Raw genomic sequence first — 17,727 nt, 5'->3', positions numbered from 1 at the left:
GTTTCGCACGCCTTTTGGTCTTCTGGCGACATTTTCGGCAAACGGTAATCGGGCTCGAAAAAAGGCTTGCATTCGATCGGGGCGTGCTTATAATTCGCCTCCCGTAGCCAAGAGGAAATGCGAAGCAAACCGCTGGCTACGGTTACAAAAGCTTTCACGGTAAAGCCATTGCGGGAATAGCTCAGTTGGTAGAGCACAACCTTGCCAAGGTTGGGGTCGCGAGTTCGAGTCTCGTTTCCCGCTCCAGATTACAACGATAACGTTTCACCAGAACGGTATCTATAAAGCTTAAATGCGGGAATAGCTCAGCTGACACAGAGCTTGACCTTGCTGAAGTTGATGAGGGTCGCACGGCGACTCCATGCACAAGCTGAAAGTTTACGCGGGAATAGCTCAGTTGGTAGAGCACAACCTTGCCAAGGTTGGGGTCGCGAGTTCGAGTCTCGTTTCCCGCTCCAGATTACAACGATGTCGTTTCACCAGAACGGTATCTATAACGCTTAAATGCGGGAATAGCTCAGCCGATACAGAGCTTGACCTTGCTGAAGTTGATGAGGGTCGCACGGCGACTCCATGCACAAGCTGAAAGTTTACGCGGGAATAGCTCAGTTGGTAGAGCACAACCTTGCCAAGGTTGGGGTCGCGAGTTCGAGTCTCGTTTCCCGCTCCAGATTACAACGATGTCGTTTCACCAGAACGGTATCTATAAAGCTTAAATGCGGGAATAGCTCATCCGATACAGAGCTTGACCTTGCTGAAGTTGATGAGGGTCGCACGGCGACTCCATGCACAAGCTGAAAGTTTACGCGGGAATAGCTCAGTTGGTAGAGCACAACCTTGCCAAGGTTGGGGTCGCGAGTTCGAGTCTCGTTTCCCGCTCCAAATTGAAAAGCCGACCTAGTGTCGGCTTTTTGCGTTCAGGGATCTTATCGGTCACCGTAGCCTTCACTGAACACCACCTGCTCCAGCTGTTTGCGTTTTTCCCAGCGCAGGCTTTCCAGTTCCGGTGTGGCCGGAAATTCGGTCACATGGCCAATGCAGAGATAGGCCACCAGCCGGTTGTGCGGTGGAGCCTGCAGCAGCTCTTTCACGCGTTCCGGATCGACAATACTGACCCAGCCCATGCCCAGATTCAGCGCCCGGGCCATCAGCCACATGTTCTGCACCGCGCACACCACGCTGTAAGGCCCCATTTCCGGCATGGCGGTCTGGCCCAGCACCGGCTGTTGCACCGGCTTGTAGAAAACCGCCAGATTGACCGGGGCCTCGGTAATGCCTTCCAGTTTCAGCCGGCGGTACGCCGCCTGGCGGGCATCCTCAAAGCGGGTGGCCTCCCGCTCATTTTCTTGCTGAAAACTCGCCGCCACCTGTTGCTTGACGGCCGGATCGCGCACCACCACAAATTCCCAGGGTTGGGAAAAGCCGACCGAAGGAGCATGCAGAGCCGCCAGCAGCAGCGTTTCTATTGCCTCGTCCGAGACCGGCTGAGCGGTAAAGCGATTGCCGCGGATATCCCGCCGGTGGATGATGATTTCTTCGAGCAGGCGGCGCTCGTCCTGGGAAAACAGTCGGGAAGTCATGGTATTTATGTCAGGTTTTGGGTTATTCGGTAACCGCGGTTAGCGGGCGTGAGCTGGCATGCCCTTGTCCACGGCGCGGATCAGCCGGGCGGTCTTGCGATCCTGACGGGCCAGCTTGTCGGCCTGTTGCGCCAGGGCCCAGTCGATGTGCTCCCGCACCATGTCATCCACCTCGTCCCGTTTTTGCTCCAGGGCAAACACCACCATGGGGCTGGCCGGGGCGTTGCCCAGGGCCACGGCGATGTTGCGCAGCCAGCGCCGATGGCCGATGCGGCGAATGGGACTGCCTTCGGTCATTTTCAGAAAATGGGCCTCGCTCCATTCAAACAGCGCCAGCAGTTGCGGCGCATGCAACGGTGCCCGGGCGGCAAAGTCCGGCTCCCGGCTGGCGTTGGCAAAGCGGTTCCAGGGGCAGATTAGCTGGCAGTCGTCGCAGCCGTAAATGCGGTTGCCCATCAGCGGGCGAAATTCTTCCGGAATGGGGCCGTCCAGCTCGATGGTGAGGTAGGAAATGCAGCGGCGGGCGTCCACCACATAGGGTTCCACAATGGCCTGGGTGGGGCAGATGGTCAGGCAGGCCACGCACTTGCCGCAGCCTTCTTCCGTTTCCGGCTGGTCCACCGGCAGCGGCAGGTTGACCAGCAGTTCGCCCAGAAAGAAAAAGGAGCCCTGCTCGCGGTTGATCACCAGCGAGTGCTTGCCGGTCCAGCCCAGGCCGGCATTTACCGCCAGCGGCCGTTCCAGCAGCGGGGCCGAGTCCACAAAGGGGCGGGCCACCAGCTCACCGGCGCGACATTCTATTTTATCGGCCAGCTTCTTCAGCCGGTTGCGCAGCACCTTGTGGTAATCCCGGCCCAGAGCGTAGCGACTGATGTAGCCCTTGTCCGGGTCGCTCAGCACATGGGCAATGGCCGCGTGCTCGGGCAGATAGTTCATGCGTACCGAAATCACCCGCAGGGTGCCCGGCAGCAGTTCGTGAGGACGGGCACGCATCATGCCATGGCGGGCCATGTAGTCCATGTCGCCGTGATAGCCCTTGTCCAGCCAGTCGGCCAGCAAGGGTTCATGGTCACTCAAATCGGTGCCGGTAATGCCGGCCTGGTCAAAGCCTAGCTCTGCCGCCCAGAGCTTGATATCGTGAGCCAACGCAGCAAAATCGGGAGTGGTCATGAGCATTACCGGTCTGGAAAAGCCCCATAGTTTAACACAAGGGATCTGGCTGCCGGAGCAGATCAAGCAGGGCGAGCGGCAGGCCGCCGCGGCCATGGGCATGACCCTGTTCGAGTTGATGTCCCGGGCCGGTCTGGCCGCCTTTGAGCTGGCCCGCCGGCAATGGCCACAGGCCCGGCACTGGTGGGTATTCTGCGGCGGCGGCAACAACGGCGGTGACGGCTATGTGGTGGCCCGGCTGGCTCGGGCCGCCGGCCTTCGCGTGCAACTGGTACAGCTGGGGGATGCCGAGGCGCTCACCGGCGACGCTGCCACCGCCCGGGATCACTACCGGGCCGACGGCGGCGCCATCGAGACCCTGGAAGCCTTGCAGGGGCAGCCGGATCTGGTGATCGACGCCCTGTTCGGCACCGGCCTCAGCGGCGAGCCCAGAGAGCCGGCCCAACGGCACATTGCCGCCATCAATCGCTTGCGCGTGCCGGTGCTGGCGGTGGATCTGCCTTCGGGGCTGTGCGCCGACAACGGTCACATTCCCGCCGAGGCAGTGGCGGCCGATGTCACCCTCAGTTTTGTCGGGCTCAAGCCCGGCCTGCTCACCGGCCGGGGGCCGGATGTGTGCGGCCAGGTATGGCTGGCGGATCTGGGCATTCAGCACCGGTTGGGGCAGACTCCGGCGCTGCAACTGTTGCACTGGGAGGCGCAACGCGCTTTCTGGCCGCAACGCCGGCGTGCCGCCCACAAGGGGGAGGCCGGCCGGCTGCTGGTGGCGGGCGGCCATGCGGGCATGAGCGGCGCCATTCGGCTGGCGGGGGAGGCGGCGCTGCGCTGTGGCACCGGTCTGGTGCGGCTGGTAAGCCACCCCGAGCATGTGCCGTTTCTCAATCTGACCCGGCCCGAGCTGATGACCGCCGGCTTTCCCGGTTTTGACCAGTGGGAATGGGCCCATGCCCTGGTGCTGGGCCCGGGGCTGGGCCGGGATGACTGGAGCCGGGCACTGCTGGCAGCGGCCCTGAGCGCCGGCAAGCCCATGGTGCTCGACGCCGATGCCCTGCACCTGCTGCAAGGCAGGGTGCCGGCCAATGCGGTACTCACGCCTCACGCGGGGGAAGCCGCGGCCCTGCTGGGCTGTACCGTTGCCGAGGTGGAAAACGACCGGCTCGCCGCGGTGCGGCAATTGCGGGAACAAACCGGCGCCGTGGTGGTCCTCAAGGGCGCCGGCAGCCTGATTGCCGGTGAAGCGGGGCTGGCGCTGTGTCCTCATGGCAATCCGGGCATGGCGTCGGGAGGCATGGGCGATTTGTTATCTGGTATAATCGGCGCCCTGCTGGCCCAGGGCCTGACTCCCGAGGCCGCGGCCCGGCTGGGGGTATGCCTGCATGCTCAAGCCGGGGATCTGGCCGCCGTTCATGGCATGGTCGGCATGCTGGCATCGGATTTGCTTACACCCATTAGACGTCTTATCAATCGAACGGATGAACATGACAACAACAAGCCTGACCCTGACCCTGGCCGATGAAGCCGCCACCCTGGCGCTGGGGGGCGCCCTGGCCCAAAGCGGTGACGATGCCTGTGTCATTTTTTTGCATGGTGAGCTGGGTGCGGGCAAAACCACCTTCAGCCGGGGCGTGATCCAGGCTCTGGGCCACCAGGGCAAGGTAAAAAGCCCCACTTATACCCTGGTGGAGCCCTACCAGTGTGGCGACCGTGCCATTTATCACTTTGATCTGTACCGGCTGGCGGATCCGGAAGAGCTGGAGTACATGGGCATTCGCGATTATTTCGGTGGCAACAGCCTGTGTCTGGTGGAGTGGCCGGAACGAGGCCAGGGCATGCTGCCGCCGCCGGATCTGGACATTACCCTCAGCTATTATGGCGAGGCCCGCCAGGCATTGCTGGAGGCCCACACCGACACCGGTTGCAAACTGCTGAAGGCGATACAAGCATGAGAACCCTGCTGACCCTGTTTTGCCTGCTGTGCTCCATTGGCGCCTGGGCCAACCAGCTGGAAGGCATTCGTATCTGGCCCTCACCCGACAACACCCGCATTGTGCTCGACATGCAGGCCAGGCCCCGGTTCGATCATTTCATGCTGAACAACCCGCACCGGCTGGTGGTGGATCTGGAGCAAACCCAAAACCGGGTGAACTTTGCCGCCATCAAGAACAGCAGCGAGCTGGTGACCCGCATCCGCGACAGCAAACCGTCCCGGGCCGGCAGCTACCGGCTGGTGTTTGAACTCAAGGCCCCGGTCAGGCCGGTGGTGTTTCCGCTGGCCCCGGCGGGAGAATACGGTCATCGCCTGGTGATCGATCTGCCTTATCAGGATCAGAGCCGCAAACCCGCCCCGGCGGTACGCAAACTGGCCCCGGCCGGGCTGCGGGAGCTGGTGGTCGCCATTGATGCCGGCCACGGCGGCGAAGACCCGGGAGCCATCGGCCCGAAGAAAAACCGGGAAAAGCACGTGACCCTGGCCATTTCCCGCCGGCTGGCGGATCTCATCAACAAGGAGCCGGGCATGCGGGCGGTATTGACCCGCACCGGCGACTATTATGTCAACCTCAACAAGCGCTCGGAAATTGCCCGCAAGGCCAGGGCCGATCTGCTGCTGTCCATTCATGCCGACAGCGTGGCCAATCAGGGCCCGCGGGGCGCCTCGGTATGGCTGCTGTCATCCAACCGGGCCAACCGGGAAATGGCCGGCTGGCTGGAGAAACAGGAGCGTCAGTCGGAGCTGCTGGGGGGCGTGGGCGAGGTGATCTCCCAGACCGACGGCAACCCCTACCTGACCCGTACCTTCCTGGATCTGTCGATGGACAAGTCCCGGGCCGACAGCTACGCCATCAGCGAACATATTCTGGCCGAAATGGGCAAGGTGGTGCGGCTGCATAAGCGCAAGCCCGAGCATGCCAGCCTGGCGGTGCTGAAGTCGCCGGACATTCCCTCGCTGCTGATCGAGGCCGGCTTTATCTCCAACCCCCATGAGGAACAGTTGCTGCTGACTGCCTCCCACCAGCAAAAAATTGCTCAGGCGCTGCTCAATGGCATCAAGTCCTATTACCGTCAGAACCCGCCCAACGGCACCATGATGGCGGCCAGTGCCGCCCCCGGCAGCGCCATTCGTCACACGGTGAAAAACGGCGAAAGTCTGTCGGTGATCGCCCGTCGCTATGGGGTGTCGGTCAGTCGCATCAAGGGCCACAACGATCTCAGCTCGGATGTGGTGCGGGTGGGCCAGGTGCTGAACATTCCGGGAAGCTGAGATGCCAATACGCATATTGCCGGCCCGGCTGGCCAACCAGATTGCCGCCGGTGAGGTGGTGGAACGCCCAGCCTCCGTGGTCAAGGAGCTGGTGGAAAACAGCCTGGACGCCGGCGCCACCCGCATCGAGGTGGACATCGAAAAGGGCGGTGCCAAGCTGATCCGCATTCGCGACAATGGCGGCGGCATCGGCAAGGACGAGCTTACCCTGGCGCTGTCCCGCCACGCCACCTCCAAGGTCAGCAGTCTGGAAGATCTGGAGGCCATTCTCAGCCTGGGCTTTCGCGGCGAGGCGCTGGCCTCCATCAGCTCGGTATCCCGGCTGGTGCTCACCTCCCGGCCCGCCGAACAGGAGCAGGCCTGGCAGGCCATGGCCGAGGGCCGGGACATGGCGGTGCAGTTGCAGCCGGCGTCCCATCCGCCGGGCACCACGGTGGAGGTGAGAGATCTGTTCTTCAACACCCCGGCCCGGCGGCGTTTTATGCGCACCGAAAAAACCGAGTTTGGCCATATCGACGAGGTGCTCAGGCGCATCGCCCTCAGCCGCTTTGAGGTGGACATGATCCTGCGCCACAACGGCAAGCCGGTGCGCCAGTACCGGGCCGGCAGGTTGCCGTCCCAGCACGACAAGCGGCTGGCGGCGGTATGCGGGCCGGCCTTTGTGGCCTCGGCGCTGAAGTTCGACAGCGAGCACCATGGCCTGCGCCTGTGGGGCTGGCTGGCGCCCCCTTCGGCGGCCCGCAACCAGCCCGATCTGCAATATACCTATGTCAATGGCCGCATGATGCGCGACAAACTGCTCAACCACGCGGTGCGCCAGGCCTACGGCGACCGGCTGCCGGCCGAGGGCCACGGTGCCTTTGTGCTCTACCTCGAACTGGACGCCCATGAAGTGGACGTGAATGTGCATCCGGCCAAGCACGAGGTGCGGTTTCACCAGGCCCGGCTGGTGCACGACTTTATCTATCAGGTGCTGCACCAGACCCTGGCCGAGGAACACGGTGCGCCACCGGTTGCTGCCGGTGAGCCGGACGCCGGCTATGAGGCCGAGGCCTATGATGCGGCGCCGGTGTCGCCGCCCCGTTACGCGCCCGCCGGCCATGGCTACGGTCAGCGTTCGGAGCGGGCCCGGGAAAGCGGCGTCAGCCAGCGACAGTGGCAAGGGCTCGACAGCCTGATGACCACCCTGCCCAAGGCAGACCCCGCGGCGCCGGCCTCGGTGTCCCCGCCGGTCGCGGAAGGCCCCGCCGACGGTCCCCTGCTGCTGGAGCGGGACCGGTTTCTGGTGGTGCTTTACCGGGGGCGGCTGTGGCTGTGCGAACTCAATCAGGCGCAGGCCTGGCTGGATGGCCGGGCGTTGCTGGCGGCCTGGCAGCAGGGGCTGACCCCCCAGCCGCTGTTGCTGCCGATCCGGCTGGCGCTACCGGGCCGGCAGGGCGACCGGCTCAATACCCACGGCCCCCTGCTGCAAAAGCTGGGCATCGAGTTGAAAACCGGTCCCGGCGACACCATTATTCTCACCCGGGTGCCTCAGCCCCTGCGTCACGCCGATCTGGCCCGGTTGTTTCCCGAGCTGCTGGCGCGGCTGGAGCAGGAAGATGCCCGCCAGCCCGAGGCCCTGTGCCGGTGGCTGACGCAGCAGGCCGCCATCCACGAGGACTGGAGCTGGCGCCGGGCCACGGCCCTGTGGCAACGGCTGATTCCCGAACTGACTGAAGCCCCGCCGGACTTTCTGCGTCCGGTGGACATGGAACCCCAACTGAACAGGTGGACACATGGGGACTAAGCCCCCGGCGATATTCCTGATGGGGCCGACCGCGTCGGGCAAGACCGGCCTGGCCATGGAATTGTGCCGTCAGCTGCCCTGCGACATCATCAGTGTCGATTCGGCTCTGGTGTACAAGGGCATGAACATCGGCACAGCCAAGCCCACGGCCGAGGAGCTGGCGGCCACGCCGCACCGGCTGATCGATCTTATCGATCCGCGCGAGGCCTATTCCGCCGCCGACTTTCGCCGCGACGCCCTGGCCGCCATGGCGGAGAGTACCAAAGCCGGCCGCATTCCGTTGCTGGTGGGTGGCACCATGCTTTATTTCAAGGCGTTGCTGGAAGGGCTGTCGCCGTTGCCCTCGGCCGACCCTGACGTGCGTGCCGGCATCGAGCGTGAGGCCGCCGAGCGGGGCTGGCAGGCCCTGCATCAGCAGCTGGCGGCCATCGATCCGGTGGCGGCGGCGCGCATTCATCCCAACGATCCGCAGCGGCTGTCCCGGGCGCTGGAAGTTTTTCGTATTTCCGGTAAAACGCTCACAGAATTGACGGAAAGCAAGGGTGATCCCTTGCCTTACAAAGTGTTACAGTTTGCGATTGCACCCGCCGAGCGGGCCGAGCTGCACCGGCGCATTGCCGAGCGGTTTCAGCTGATGCTGGAGCAGGGCTTTGAGCAGGAAGTGAGGGCCCTGTATCAGCGCGGCGATCTGCATCCCGATCTGCCCTCCATTCGCTGTGTGGGCTACCGGCAAATGTGGGATTACCTGGCCGGCAATGTTGGCTATGATGAAATGGTGCAGCGCGGCATTGCGGCCACCCGCCAGCTGGCCAAACGGCAGTTAACCTGGCTCAGGGGCTGGCCCGGGCTGATCTGGCTCGACACCGACGACAAGGATGCGGGTCGGCAACTGGTTGACCGTGTGCAACGGGCCTGGCGGCAAACAAAAGAATAATAATTTTTCACTATTACAAAAGATAAGGACAAAAAAATGGCTAAGGGGCAATCACTGCAGGATCCGTTTCTGAACGCGCTGCGTCGCGAGCGGGTTCCCGTCTCCATTTATCTGGTCAACGGCATCAAGTTGCAGGGTCAGATCGAGTCTTTCGATCAGTTCGTTATTCTGCTGAAAAACACCGTCAGCCAGATGGTTTACAAACACGCCATTTCCACCGTGGTGCCGGCCCGGCCGGTGCATCACCTGACCTCTGCCAGTGGCGGTCAGGAGCAGACCGACAGCGAGCAGGGTCAAGATTGAGTCTGAATTTACCCTGTATTCACCGCATGGGTGCGGTGACCAAGCCGGCCATAGCACGGAGGACACACCTTGTTTGAGCGTTATCAGGGTGGCGAGTCCGCCATTTTGGTTCATATCAATTTTACCGACGACAGCGAGCGGGAAGATCTCGAAGAGCTGAAGCTGCTGGCGGACTCCGCCGGCGTGACCACCTGCGCCGTGGTCACTTCCAGCCGGGCCGCGCCCCAGTCCAAGTTTTTTATCGGCACCGGCAAGGTCGAGGAGCTGGCGGCGCTGGTGCACATGCACCAGGCCGACGTGGTGATCTTCAACCACAGCCTGTCGCCGGCCCAGGAGCGCAACCTGGAGCGGGAGGTCAAGTGCCGGGTGCTGGACCGCACCGGTCTGATCCTCGATATCTTTGCCCAGCGCGCCCGCACCCACGAGGGCAAGCTGCAGGTGGAGCTGGCCCAGTTGCGACACCTGTCCACCCGGCTGGTACGGGGCTGGACCCACCTGGAGCGGCAAAAGGGCGGCATCGGCCTGCGCGGCCCGGGTGAAACCCAGCTGGAAACCGACCGTCGTCTGCTGCGCGAGCGCATCAAGTACATTCAAAAACGGCTGGAAAAGGTCTCCCGGCAGCGGGAGCAGGGACGGCGGGCGCGTCAGCGCAACGAGATCCCGACCCTGTCGCTGGTGGGTTACACCAACGCCGGCAAGTCGACCCTGTTCAACCGTCTGACCGAGTCCGACGTGTATGCGGCGGATCAGCTGTTTGCGACCCTGGATCCCACCTTGCGCAAGATTGAACTGCCCGATGCCGGCCCCGTCATTCTGGCCGACACGGTAGGCTTTATTCGTCATCTGCCCCATGACCTGGTGGCGGCCTTCAAGGCCACCCTGCAGGAAACCCGGGACGCGGATCTGCTGCTGCACGTGGTGGACTGTGCCGATGAGCAGATGCGCGATAACATCGACGAGGTCAACTCGGTGCTCGAACAGATCGAGGCCGACGAGATTCCGGTGCTGATGGTGTTCAACAAGATCGACAAGCTGGATCCGCCCGAGCCCCGCATTGAGCGGGATGACGAGGGCCGCCCCAGAGCGGTATGGGTATCGGCGCAACAAGGACTGGGTATTGACGGTCTGCTGAGTGCGCTGAACGAATTGCTGGCCGGCGCTCTGGTGGAGCACCGGCTGACCCTGCCGGCCTCGGCGTCCCGGCTGCGCAGCCGGTTGTATGCCCTGAACGGCATCGTCGCCGAGTCCTTTGGCGAGCAGGGGGAATACGTGGTGGATATACGCCTGCAGCAGGCCGACTGGCATCGCCTGCTCAAACAGGAAGGCGAGCAACTGGAAGGCTTTATAAGCGATCGATTGCCTGAATGATCAATTGCTTGGTAGAGTTAATTTCATAAACCAGAAAGACGGAGATACAAATGGCTTGGAATGAGCCTGGAAATGGTGGCAAAGACCGTGATCCCTGGGGGAATGACGGCAAGCATCAGGGCCCGCCGGATCTGGACAAGGTGATTCGCAACCTGAGCGGAAAACTGGGTGGGTTGCTGGGTGGCCGCGGCGCCGGCAGTGGCGGTGGCGGCATCGGCTCCTTCGGGGTGACCGTAGCGCTGGTGATTGCCCTTGCGGTGTGGGTGGTGAGCGGTTTCTACACCATAGGTGAAGCCCAGCGTGGTGTGGTGCTGCGTTTTGGCAAGTTCTACCAGACGGTGGAGCCCGGCCTGAGCTGGAAAGCCACCTTTATCGACCGGGTCTATCCGGTGGATGTGGAAACCGTGCGTTCACTGCCGGCATCCGGCTTTATGCTGACCCGGGACGAGAACCTGGTACGGGTGGAAATGGACGTGCAGTACCGGGTGATCGAACCCCGTGACTACCTGTTCAACGTCACCAATGCCGACGACAGCCTGCACCAGGCCCTCGACAGCGCCCTGCGTTACGTGGTGGGTCACAGCACCATGGACGATGTGCTGACGGTGGGCCGTGAGCGGGTCCGTCAGGAAACCCGAGAGCTGCTGGAGCAAATCATCGAGCCCTATCAGCTGGGCCTGATGATCCTGGATCTGAACTTCCTGCCGGCCCGCCCGCCGGAAGAAGTAAAGGATGCCTTTGACGATGCCATTGCCGCCCAGGAAGACGAGCAGCGCTTTATTCGCGAGGCCGAGGCCTATGCCCGGGAGATTGAGCCCAAGGCCCGTGGTCAGGCTCAGCGTCTGCTGCAGGAGGCCGAGGCCTACAAGCAGCAGGTGGCCCTGCGCGCCGAGGGTGAGGTGGCCCGCTTCCGCGAGCTGCTGCCCCAGTACCGGAATCAGCCCGAGCTGACCCGCCAGCGTATTTATCTGGAGACCATGGAAGAGATTTACAGCAAGGTCAACAAGGTGGTGGTGGACACGCCCGAAGGCAACAACAGCCTGATGTATCTGCCGCTGGACAAGATCATGGAGCAGCAGGCCCGGCGTGAGGCCAAGGTGGATCCCAATGTGATCACCTCCGATTATTCAAACAACAATGTTCCCTCGGGTCAGGACAGTGGCCAGCTGCGGCCCGGCTCCGACAGAACCAGTATCCGTCCGACGTCAGGGAGAAACTAAGCGATGAAAAGACTGTTAATCGTGGTGCTGGCCCTGGTGGCGATACTGCTGTTTTCCTCGGTGTTTGTGGTGGCTGAAGGGGAGCGCGGCATTGTGCTGCAGTTCGGCAAGGTCAAGCGTGAGCAGGGCTCCGAGCTGCCGGTAGTGTATCAGCCCGGCCTGCACTTCAAGGTGCCGATGATCGATCAGGTACGCAAGCTCGACGCCCGCATTCAGACGCTGGATGACCAGGTGGACCGTTTTGTGACCTCCGAGAAAAAGGATCTGATCATCGACTCCTACGTGAAATGGCGCATCAACAACTTTGCCCAGTACTACCTGGCCACCGGCGGCGGCAACCGGCTGCAGGCCGAAAGCCTGCTGCGCCGGCGGATCAACAACAGCCTGCGTTCCGAGATCGGCAGCCGCACCATTCGCGATATCGTCTCAGGAGAGCGGGGCGATGTGATGGAAAGCGCGCTCAAGGGGCTGCTGGAGTCGTCGTCGGAGCTGGGGATCAAGGTGTTGGATGTGCGCATCAAGCAGATCAACCTGCCCACCGAGGTGTCCAACTCCATCTATCAGCGCATGCGCGCCGAGCGGACCGCGGTGGCCCGTGAGCACCGCTCCGAGGGGCGTGAGCAGGCCGAGGTGATCAAGGCCGAGGCCGACCGCCGGGTGACCGTGATGATCGCCGATGCCCAGCGTAACTCCCGCACCCTGCGGGGTGAAGGGGATGCCGAGGCGGCGAAAATCTACGCCGAGGCCTATGCGGCCGATCCGGAGTTCTTCACCTTCATTCGCAGCCTGGAGGCTTACCGCAAGAGCTTTGAGCAGGGGGGCGACATGATGATCCTCAAGCCGGAAGGCGACTTCTTCCGCTTCCTCAAGGATCCTTCCGGATCCAACTGATCATCAGACACGATAACAAGCCCGGGCAACCGGGCTTTTTATTGCCTGATAATATTTTCGGCAATCCGGCCGTCTGGCAGTTCCGGCCTTGGTCAAAATTTGTTAGACTCCATTTTTAACAACTCGACAGTTAGTGAAAATGGGACAAAACGTTGTTGTACTTGGCACCCAGTGGGGTGACGAAGGCAAGGGCAAAGTTGTCGATCTGCTGACCGACAAGGCTCGTTATGTTGTACGTTATCAGGGCGGCCACAACGCCGGACACACCCTGGTCATCGACGGCAAGAAGACCGTCCTCCATCTCATCCCCTCCGGTATCCTGCGCGACAATTGCACCTGTATCATCGCCAACGGCGTGGTGCTGTCTCCGGAAGCACTGCTCAAGGAAATGGCCGGCCTGGAAGAAAGCGGTGTGCCGGTGCGTGAGCGCCTCAAGCTGAGCGAAGCCTGTCCGCTGATCCTGCCCTACCATGTGGCCATGGATCAGGCCCGTGAAAAGGCCCGGGGCGCCAAGGCCATCGGCACCACCGGTCGTGGCATTGGCCCGGCCTACGAAGACAAGGTCGCCCGTCGCGGCCTGCGCGTGGGCGATCTGTTCGACATGAACACCTTTGCCGACAAGCTGAAGGAAATCGTGGCCTACTACAACTTCCAGCTGAAGGGTTTCTACGGCGAAGAAGAAGTCTCCTACGACGCCGTGCTGGAGCAGGCCAGGGGCTATGCCGAGCTGCTCACCAGCATGGTGGTGGACGTGACCGACATGCTCGACAAGGCGCGTCGCAACGGTGACCGTATCATGTTCGAAGGTGCCCAGGGCACCCTGCTCGACATCGATCACGGTACTTATCCTTATGTGACGTCCTCTAACACCACCGCCGGCGGCGTGGCCACCGGTTCCGGTTTTGGCCCCTGCTACGTGGACTATGTGCTGGGCATCATCAAGGCCTACACCACCCGCGTGGGCTCCGGTCCGTTCCCCACCGAGCTGTTTGACGACGTGGGCGAGCATCTGGGGGTGAAGGGCCATGAGTTTGGTGCCACCACCGGCCGCAAGCGCCGCACCGGCTGGCTCGACATCGTGGCGATGAAACGGGCCATTCAGGTCAACTCCATCACCGGTTTCTGCCTGACCAAGCTTGACGTGCTCGACGGTCTGAAGGAAGTGAAAATTTGTACTGGTTACCGCATGCCCGACGGCTCCGTGCAGGATGTGCCGCCCATGGCCGCCGAAGGCTACGAGACCGTGACTCCTGTGTATGAGTCCATGCCCGGCTGGAGTGAAAACACCGTGGGGGTGACCACCCTGGAAGGTCTGCCCCAGGCCGCGCGCGATTACATCAAGCGCATCGAGGAGCTGACCGGCGTACCGGTAGACATCATCTCCACTGGTCCGGATCGCGCCGAGACCATGATACTGCGCCACCCGTTTGAGGCCTGATGCCTGAACGGAACGCATAAAAAACGCCGGCTCAGTGAGCCGGCGTTTTTGTGTGCACTCGGTTTTCCTTCGTCATTCCGGCCCCGAGCCGGCATTCATTCTGCAGACAACGGTGTGTTGTACTGGTAGCCGTGTTCTGTGCCATGGACTCCGGGTCAAGCCCGGAGTGACGGTAGTCTGGAGATCAGCGGGTGCGTTCCACCGCCATATGGGCCAGATCCACCAGGGCGGCCTTGTGCTCGGATTCGGGCAGCACAGCCAAGGCGGCAATGGCCTTCTGTGCCTCTTCCCGGGCACGCTGCCGGCAGTATTCCAGCGCTTCGGTCTCGGCCAGAATGGCCATGATCTCGTTCAGGTGCTCCATGCCGGTGCGGTTGGCAATGGCGTCGCGAATGCGCTCCCGCTGCGCCGGGGTGCCCTTTTCCATCGCCCGCAGCAGGGGCAGGGTGGGTTTGCCTTCGGCCAGATCGTCGCCCACGTTCTTGCCCATGTCGGCGGCATCGGAGCTGTAGTCCATGACGTCGTCCATCAGCTGAAAGGCGGTGCCCAGGTACTTGCCGTAGTCGAGCATGGCCTGCTCAACGGCCTCGGGCTGGTGAGTCAGTACCGCCGCCAAGCGGGTAGCGGCTTCAAACAGCTTGGCGGTCTTGCAGTAGATCACCTGCATGTAGCTGGCTTCGGTGGTGTCGGGATCATTGCAGTTCATCAACTGCAGCACTTCCCCCTCGGCAATCACGTTGGTGGCTTCACTCAGCAGCTGCATGATGCGCATGCTGTTGAGCTCGGTCATCATCTGAAAGGAGCGGGTGTAGAGGAAGTCGCCCACCAGCACGCTGGCGGCATTGCCGAACAGGGCGTTGGCGGTGTCCCGGCCCCGGCGCAGTTCCGACTCGTCGACCACGTCGTCATGCAGCAGGGTGGAAGTGTGAATGAATTCGAGCAGGGCGGCCAGCTTGATGTGATCCTCACCCTCGTAGCCCAGGGCCCGGGCCGCCAGCACCGTGAGCATGGGCCGCATGCGCTTGCCGCCGGCGCTGACGATGTAAAAGCCCAGCTGGTTAATCAGGCTCACGTCCGATTGCAGCCGGGCCATGATAAGCTCGTTGACCGCGTGCATGTCCTGCTCGGTCAGTTGTTTGATCCTGTTGATATCTACCATAAAGTTATAAGCCGGACGATGCAGTCTGAATTCATTGATGGTAGGATTTTACACGATTCGTCAAAGGGATAAACCTGTCCGGGCAGGCATGGTCTGCAAGGCGGACGGGCATCATTTTTTTGCACCCTCGGCCCTTGTCTCGGGGGATCAATTTGCGTACAATGCGCGACCATTGTAAAACAGTTTTAGTGCACGGCCCTCAGGGGCAAGAGTGCCATATTCGGAGTTAAAATCATGTACGCGGTAATCCAAAGCGGCGGAAAACAGCACCGTGTAGCCGAAGGCCAGGTTGTTCGTCTGGAAAAACTGGACGTGGAAACCGGCGCAGCTGTCGAGTTCGACAAAGTGCTGATGGTGGCCCAAGGTGAAGACGTTAAAGTAGGTGTACCCTACGTAGATGGCGGCAAGGTAACTGCAGAAGTAGTTGCTCACGGTCGTGGCAAAAAGGTCAAGATCGTCAAGTTCCGTCGTCGTAAGCACTCTCGCAAACAGCAGGGTCACCGTCAGTGGTTCACTGAAGTGAAGATCACTGGTATCAGCGCCTAAGAGAGGAGTTAAGTTCCATGGCACACAAAAAAGCAGGCGGCTCTACTCGTAACGGTCGCGATTCAGAAAGCAAACGTCTTGGTGTAAAGCGTTACGGTGGTGAATCTGTCCTGGCGGGCAACATCATCGTTCGTCAGCGCGGCACCAAGTTCCACGCCGGCGACAACGTTGGCCTGGGCAAGGACCACACTCTGTTCGCCAAGGCCGATGGCAAGGTGAAATTTGAGGTTAAAGGTCCCCAGAACCGCAAGTTCGTCAGCATTGTAACCGAGTAAGTTACAATCAGAACTACTGAAAGCCCCGCCAACCGGCGGGGCTTTTTGCTTTATTCAAGGCACGTTCGGCATGTGAGCCGGATAGACAGGCTCAGAAAACGAATGGGAGAGCAGTGAAATGAAATTTGTCGATGAAGCGGAAATCCGCATTGATGCGGGAGACGGCGGTAACGGTTGTGTCAGTTTCCGCCGGGAAAAGTATGTTCCCAAGGGCGGCCCCGATGGGGGCGACGGTGGCGACGGTGGCGATGTCTATCTGCTGGCCGACGAGAACCTCAACACCCTGATCGACTATCACTTCGAGCGCTTCCACAAGGCCGAGCGGGGCGAAAACGGTCGCGGCGGCAACTGCACCGGCAGGCGGGGCAAGGATCTGGTGCTGACGGTGCCGGTGGGTACCCGCGCCAAGGACGAGATGACCGGCGAGATCCTCGGGGATCTGACCCGTCACGGTCAGAAACTGCTGGTGGCCAAGGGCGGTTTTCACGGCCTGGGCAATGCCCGTTTCAAGAGTTCGGTAAACCGGGCGCCGCGACAAAAAACCAACGGCACCCCGGGCGAGGTGCGCAACGTATTGCTGGAGCTGCTGCTGCTGGCCGACGTGGGCCTGCTGGGGCTGCCCAATGCCGGCAAGTCCACCTTTATTCGTGCGGTATCGGCGGCCAAGCCCAAGGTGGCGGACTATCCCTTTACCACCCTGGTGCCCAACCTGGGGGTGGTGCGTTGCGATGGTCAGAAGAGCTTTGTGGTGGCCGACATTCCCGGGCTGATCGAAGGGGCCGCCGACGGTGCGGGCCTGGGCATTCGTTTTCTCAAGCACCTGGAGCGCTGCCGCGTGCTGTTGCACCTGGTTGATGTGCTGCCCGTCGACGGCTCCGACCCGGCCGACAACGCCGATATCATCGTCAATGAGCTGCAGCAATACAGCGAAGAGCTGGCCGCCAAGCCTCGCTGGCTGGTATTCAACAAGCTGGATCTGGTTGACGAGGAGCAGGCCGAGGAAGTGATCGCCCGGGTCACCGAGCTGCTGGACTGGCAGGGGCCGGTATTCCGCATGAGCGCCATCAGCAAGGAAGGCACCCGCGAGCTGACCCAGGCGCTGATGGCCTTCCTGGACGAGCACCCGCGCACTCAGGCAGAGCTGGAAGCGGCCCGGGAGCCGGTCAGCTTCAAGTGGGATGAATACCACCAGGCCGCCATGAACGAGGCGGAGGTAGCTGACGACGAGGATGATGACTGGGATGACGAGGAAGACGACGGTCATGTCATCTATACCCGGGAATAACACCATGACGCTGTCGATGATCGTGGCCATGACTCAAAACGGAGTCATTGGCCGCGACAACGGCATGCCCTGGCACCTGCCGGCGGATCTGGCCTATTTCAAGCAAACCACCCTGGGCAAGCCGGTGGTGATGGGGCGCAATACCCATGAGTCCATCGGCCGGCCGTTGCCGGGACGGCGCAATGTGATTGTCAGCCGCTCCCTGCATGAGGCGCCGGCCGGCACCGAGCTGGTGCCGAGCCCCGAGGCGGCGCTGGCCCTGCTGACGGACGCGGAAGAGGTCATGGTGATGGGCGGCGGCCAGCTCTATGCCGCTTTTCTGCCCCTGGCAGAGCGCCTTTACATCACCCGTATCGACGCTCATATCGACGGTGATACTCATTTTCCGGCGATGAATGAGCAGGACTGGCGGCTGGTGAGTGAGCTGTACCGGCCTGCCGACGAGCGCAATGCCTACGACTGCCGTTTTCAGGTATTGGAACGGATTTAGTCGTAGGCCCGGCTTCAGCCGGG

At 61.9% G+C, this 17,727-nt stretch carries 17 protein-coding genes and 4 tRNA genes; 18 read left to right on the top strand and 3 right to left on the bottom strand.

Going from position 1 to position 17,727, the window contains the following annotated elements; translation table 11 throughout:
- Nucleotides 1-170 precede the first annotated feature (170 nt).
- The 4 genes from PU634_RS12520 (at nt 171) to PU634_RS12505 (ending at nt 882) form a co-directional block, all read left to right on the top strand.
- Nucleotides 171-246: transfer RNA gene (locus tag PU634_RS12520), tRNA-Gly, on the top strand.
- A gap of 136 nt (nt 247-382) precedes the next feature.
- Nucleotides 383-458: transfer RNA gene (locus tag PU634_RS12515), tRNA-Gly, on the top strand.
- A 136-nt stretch (nt 459-594) separates the two neighbouring features.
- A tRNA-Gly gene (locus tag PU634_RS12510) sits at nt 595-670 on the top strand.
- A 136-nt stretch (nt 671-806) separates the two neighbouring features.
- A tRNA-Gly gene (locus PU634_RS12505) sits at nt 807-882 on the top strand.
- Nucleotides 883-926: 44 nt separating this feature from the next.
- On the opposite strand, the gene bluB is transcribed toward PU634_RS12505, so the two are convergent.
- A complete protein-coding gene (gene bluB, locus PU634_RS12500; protein WP_306761132.1) occupies nt 927-1,580 on the bottom strand; it encodes a 5,6-dimethylbenzimidazole synthase in 654 nt (217 codons plus the stop codon).
- A 39-nt stretch (nt 1,581-1,619) separates the two neighbouring features.
- Nucleotides 1,620-2,750: a tRNA epoxyqueuosine(34) reductase QueG gene (queG, locus tag PU634_RS12495; RefSeq protein WP_306761131.1), complete on the bottom strand. Its 1,131-nt coding sequence runs from the start codon at nt 2,748-2,750 to the stop codon at nt 1,620-1,622.
- Between queG and PU634_RS12490 the strand changes: the two genes are divergently transcribed.
- The 10 genes from PU634_RS12490 to PU634_RS12445 all read left to right on the top strand — a co-directional run bounded on the left by PU634_RS12490 (nt 2,749) and on the right by PU634_RS12445 (nt 13,949).
- Nucleotides 2,749-4,266, top strand: a complete 1,518-nt coding sequence (locus PU634_RS12490) for an NAD(P)H-hydrate dehydratase (RefSeq protein ID WP_306761130.1) — start codon at nt 2,749-2,751, stop codon at nt 4,264-4,266. The two genes, queG and PU634_RS12490, sit on opposite strands and share 2 nt — an antisense overlap.
- On the top strand, nt 4,229-4,696 hold the full coding sequence (tsaE, locus tag PU634_RS12485) for a tRNA (adenosine(37)-N6)-threonylcarbamoyltransferase complex ATPase subunit type 1 TsaE (RefSeq protein ID WP_306761129.1): 468 nt from the start codon (nt 4,229-4,231) through the stop codon (nt 4,694-4,696). The genes PU634_RS12490 and tsaE overlap by 38 nt, the downstream gene beginning before the upstream one ends.
- Complete coding sequence (locus tag PU634_RS12480; protein ID WP_306761128.1) at nt 4,693-6,009, top strand: N-acetylmuramoyl-L-alanine amidase; 1,317 nt, start codon at nt 4,693-4,695, stop codon at nt 6,007-6,009. The genes tsaE and PU634_RS12480 overlap by 4 nt, the downstream gene beginning before the upstream one ends.
- A gap of 1 nt (nt 6,010) precedes the next feature.
- Nucleotides 6,011-7,795 carry a DNA mismatch repair endonuclease MutL gene (mutL, locus tag PU634_RS12475; RefSeq protein WP_306761127.1) on the top strand — a complete coding sequence of 595 codons (1,785 nt, stop codon included), beginning with the start codon at nt 6,011-6,013 and terminating at the stop codon, nt 7,793-7,795.
- Nucleotides 7,785-8,729 (top strand): tRNA (adenosine(37)-N6)-dimethylallyltransferase MiaA, encoded by a 945-nt coding sequence (gene miaA / locus PU634_RS12470; RefSeq protein ID WP_306761126.1) that lies wholly within the window; start codon nt 7,785-7,787, stop codon nt 8,727-8,729. The genes mutL and miaA overlap by 11 nt, the downstream gene beginning before the upstream one ends.
- Nucleotides 8,730-8,765: 36 nt before the next feature.
- Nucleotides 8,766-9,032, top strand: coding sequence for an RNA chaperone Hfq (gene hfq, locus PU634_RS12465; protein ID WP_306761125.1), 267 nt, complete (start codon nt 8,766-8,768; stop codon nt 9,030-9,032).
- Nucleotides 9,033-9,101: 69 nt separating this feature from the next.
- On the top strand, nt 9,102-10,400 hold the full coding sequence (gene hflX / locus PU634_RS12460; protein WP_306761124.1) for a ribosome rescue GTPase HflX: 1,299 nt from the start codon (nt 9,102-9,104) through the stop codon (nt 10,398-10,400).
- Nucleotides 10,401-10,450: 50 nt separating this feature from the next.
- Nucleotides 10,451-11,620 (top strand): FtsH protease activity modulator HflK, encoded by a 1,170-nt coding sequence (gene hflK / locus PU634_RS12455; protein WP_306761123.1) that lies wholly within the window; start codon nt 10,451-10,453, stop codon nt 11,618-11,620.
- A 3-nt stretch (nt 11,621-11,623) separates the two neighbouring features.
- Nucleotides 11,624-12,511 carry a protease modulator HflC gene (hflC, locus tag PU634_RS12450; RefSeq protein ID WP_306761122.1) on the top strand — a complete coding sequence of 296 codons (888 nt, stop codon included), beginning with the start codon at nt 11,624-11,626 and terminating at the stop codon, nt 12,509-12,511.
- 139 nt (nt 12,512-12,650) lie between these two features.
- A complete protein-coding gene (locus PU634_RS12445; protein ID WP_371319602.1) occupies nt 12,651-13,949 on the top strand; it encodes an adenylosuccinate synthase in 1,299 nt (432 codons plus the stop codon).
- 184 nt (nt 13,950-14,133) lie between these two features.
- Here the strand turns inward: PU634_RS12445 and ispB are convergent, their stop codons facing one another.
- Nucleotides 14,134-15,108, bottom strand: a complete 975-nt coding sequence (gene ispB / locus PU634_RS12440) for an octaprenyl diphosphate synthase (RefSeq protein ID WP_306761120.1) — start codon at nt 15,106-15,108, stop codon at nt 14,134-14,136.
- 234 nt (nt 15,109-15,342) lie between these two features.
- On the opposite strand from ispB, the gene rplU reads away from it, so the two are divergent.
- From rplU to folA, 4 genes are all read left to right on the top strand, one after another.
- Complete coding sequence (rplU, locus tag PU634_RS12435) at nt 15,343-15,654, top strand: 50S ribosomal protein L21 (protein ID WP_014291573.1); 312 nt, start codon at nt 15,343-15,345, stop codon at nt 15,652-15,654.
- Between the two features lie 17 nt (nt 15,655-15,671).
- Nucleotides 15,672-15,929, top strand: coding sequence for a 50S ribosomal protein L27 (gene rpmA / locus PU634_RS12430; RefSeq protein WP_014291574.1), 258 nt, complete (start codon nt 15,672-15,674; stop codon nt 15,927-15,929).
- A gap of 118 nt (nt 15,930-16,047) precedes the next feature.
- Nucleotides 16,048-17,214, top strand: a complete 1,167-nt coding sequence (gene cgtA, locus PU634_RS12425) for an Obg family GTPase CgtA (RefSeq protein WP_306761119.1) — start codon at nt 16,048-16,050, stop codon at nt 17,212-17,214.
- A 4-nt stretch (nt 17,215-17,218) separates the two neighbouring features.
- Nucleotides 17,219-17,704 (top strand): type 3 dihydrofolate reductase, encoded by a 486-nt coding sequence (gene folA, locus PU634_RS12420; RefSeq protein WP_306763690.1) that lies wholly within the window; start codon nt 17,219-17,221, stop codon nt 17,702-17,704.
- Nucleotides 17,705-17,727 lie beyond the last annotated feature (23 nt).

This window comes from Oceanimonas pelagia (assembly GCF_030849025.1).
Taxonomy (GTDB): Bacteria; Pseudomonadota; Gammaproteobacteria; order Enterobacterales; family Aeromonadaceae; genus Oceanimonas; species Oceanimonas pelagia.
The sequence above is the reverse complement of the archived record's forward strand: the minus strand, read 5'-3'. Positions and strand labels throughout refer to the sequence as shown.

Excerpts from the sequence above, each read along its gene's own strand:
- bluB (WP_306761132.1), bottom strand. The coding sequence starts at position 1,580 with ATGACTTCCCGACTGTTTTCCCAGGACGAGCGCCGCCTGCTCGAAGAA.
- PU634_RS12490 (WP_306761130.1), top strand. The coding sequence starts at position 2,749 with ATGAGCATTACCGGTCTGGAAAAGCCCCATAGTTTAACACAAGGGATC.
- queG (WP_306761131.1), bottom strand. The coding sequence starts at position 2,750 with ATGACCACTCCCGATTTTGCTGCGTTGGCTCACGATATCAAGCTCTGG.
- tsaE (WP_306761129.1), top strand. The coding sequence starts at position 4,229 with ATGACAACAACAAGCCTGACCCTGACCCTGGCCGATGAAGCCGCCACC.
- PU634_RS12480 (WP_306761128.1), top strand. The coding sequence starts at position 4,693 with ATGAGAACCCTGCTGACCCTGTTTTGCCTGCTGTGCTCCATTGGCGCC.
- mutL (WP_306761127.1), top strand. The coding sequence starts at position 6,011 with ATGCCAATACGCATATTGCCGGCCCGGCTGGCCAACCAGATTGCCGCC.
- miaA (WP_306761126.1), top strand. The coding sequence starts at position 7,785 with ATGGGGACTAAGCCCCCGGCGATATTCCTGATGGGGCCGACCGCGTCG.
- hfq (WP_306761125.1), top strand. The coding sequence starts at position 8,766 with ATGGCTAAGGGGCAATCACTGCAGGATCCGTTTCTGAACGCGCTGCGT.
- hflK (WP_306761123.1), top strand. The coding sequence starts at position 10,451 with ATGGCTTGGAATGAGCCTGGAAATGGTGGCAAAGACCGTGATCCCTGG.
- hflC (WP_306761122.1), top strand. The coding sequence starts at position 11,624 with ATGAAAAGACTGTTAATCGTGGTGCTGGCCCTGGTGGCGATACTGCTG.
- PU634_RS12445 (WP_371319602.1), top strand. The coding sequence starts at position 12,651 with ATGGGACAAAACGTTGTTGTACTTGGCACCCAGTGGGGTGACGAAGGC.
- ispB (WP_306761120.1), bottom strand. The coding sequence starts at position 15,108 with ATGGTAGATATCAACAGGATCAAACAACTGACCGAGCAGGACATGCAC.
- rplU (WP_014291573.1), top strand. The coding sequence starts at position 15,343 with ATGTACGCGGTAATCCAAAGCGGCGGAAAACAGCACCGTGTAGCCGAA.
- rpmA (WP_014291574.1), top strand. The coding sequence starts at position 15,672 with ATGGCACACAAAAAAGCAGGCGGCTCTACTCGTAACGGTCGCGATTCA.
- cgtA (WP_306761119.1), top strand. The coding sequence starts at position 16,048 with ATGAAATTTGTCGATGAAGCGGAAATCCGCATTGATGCGGGAGACGGC.
- folA (WP_306763690.1), top strand. The coding sequence starts at position 17,219 with ATGACGCTGTCGATGATCGTGGCCATGACTCAAAACGGAGTCATTGGC.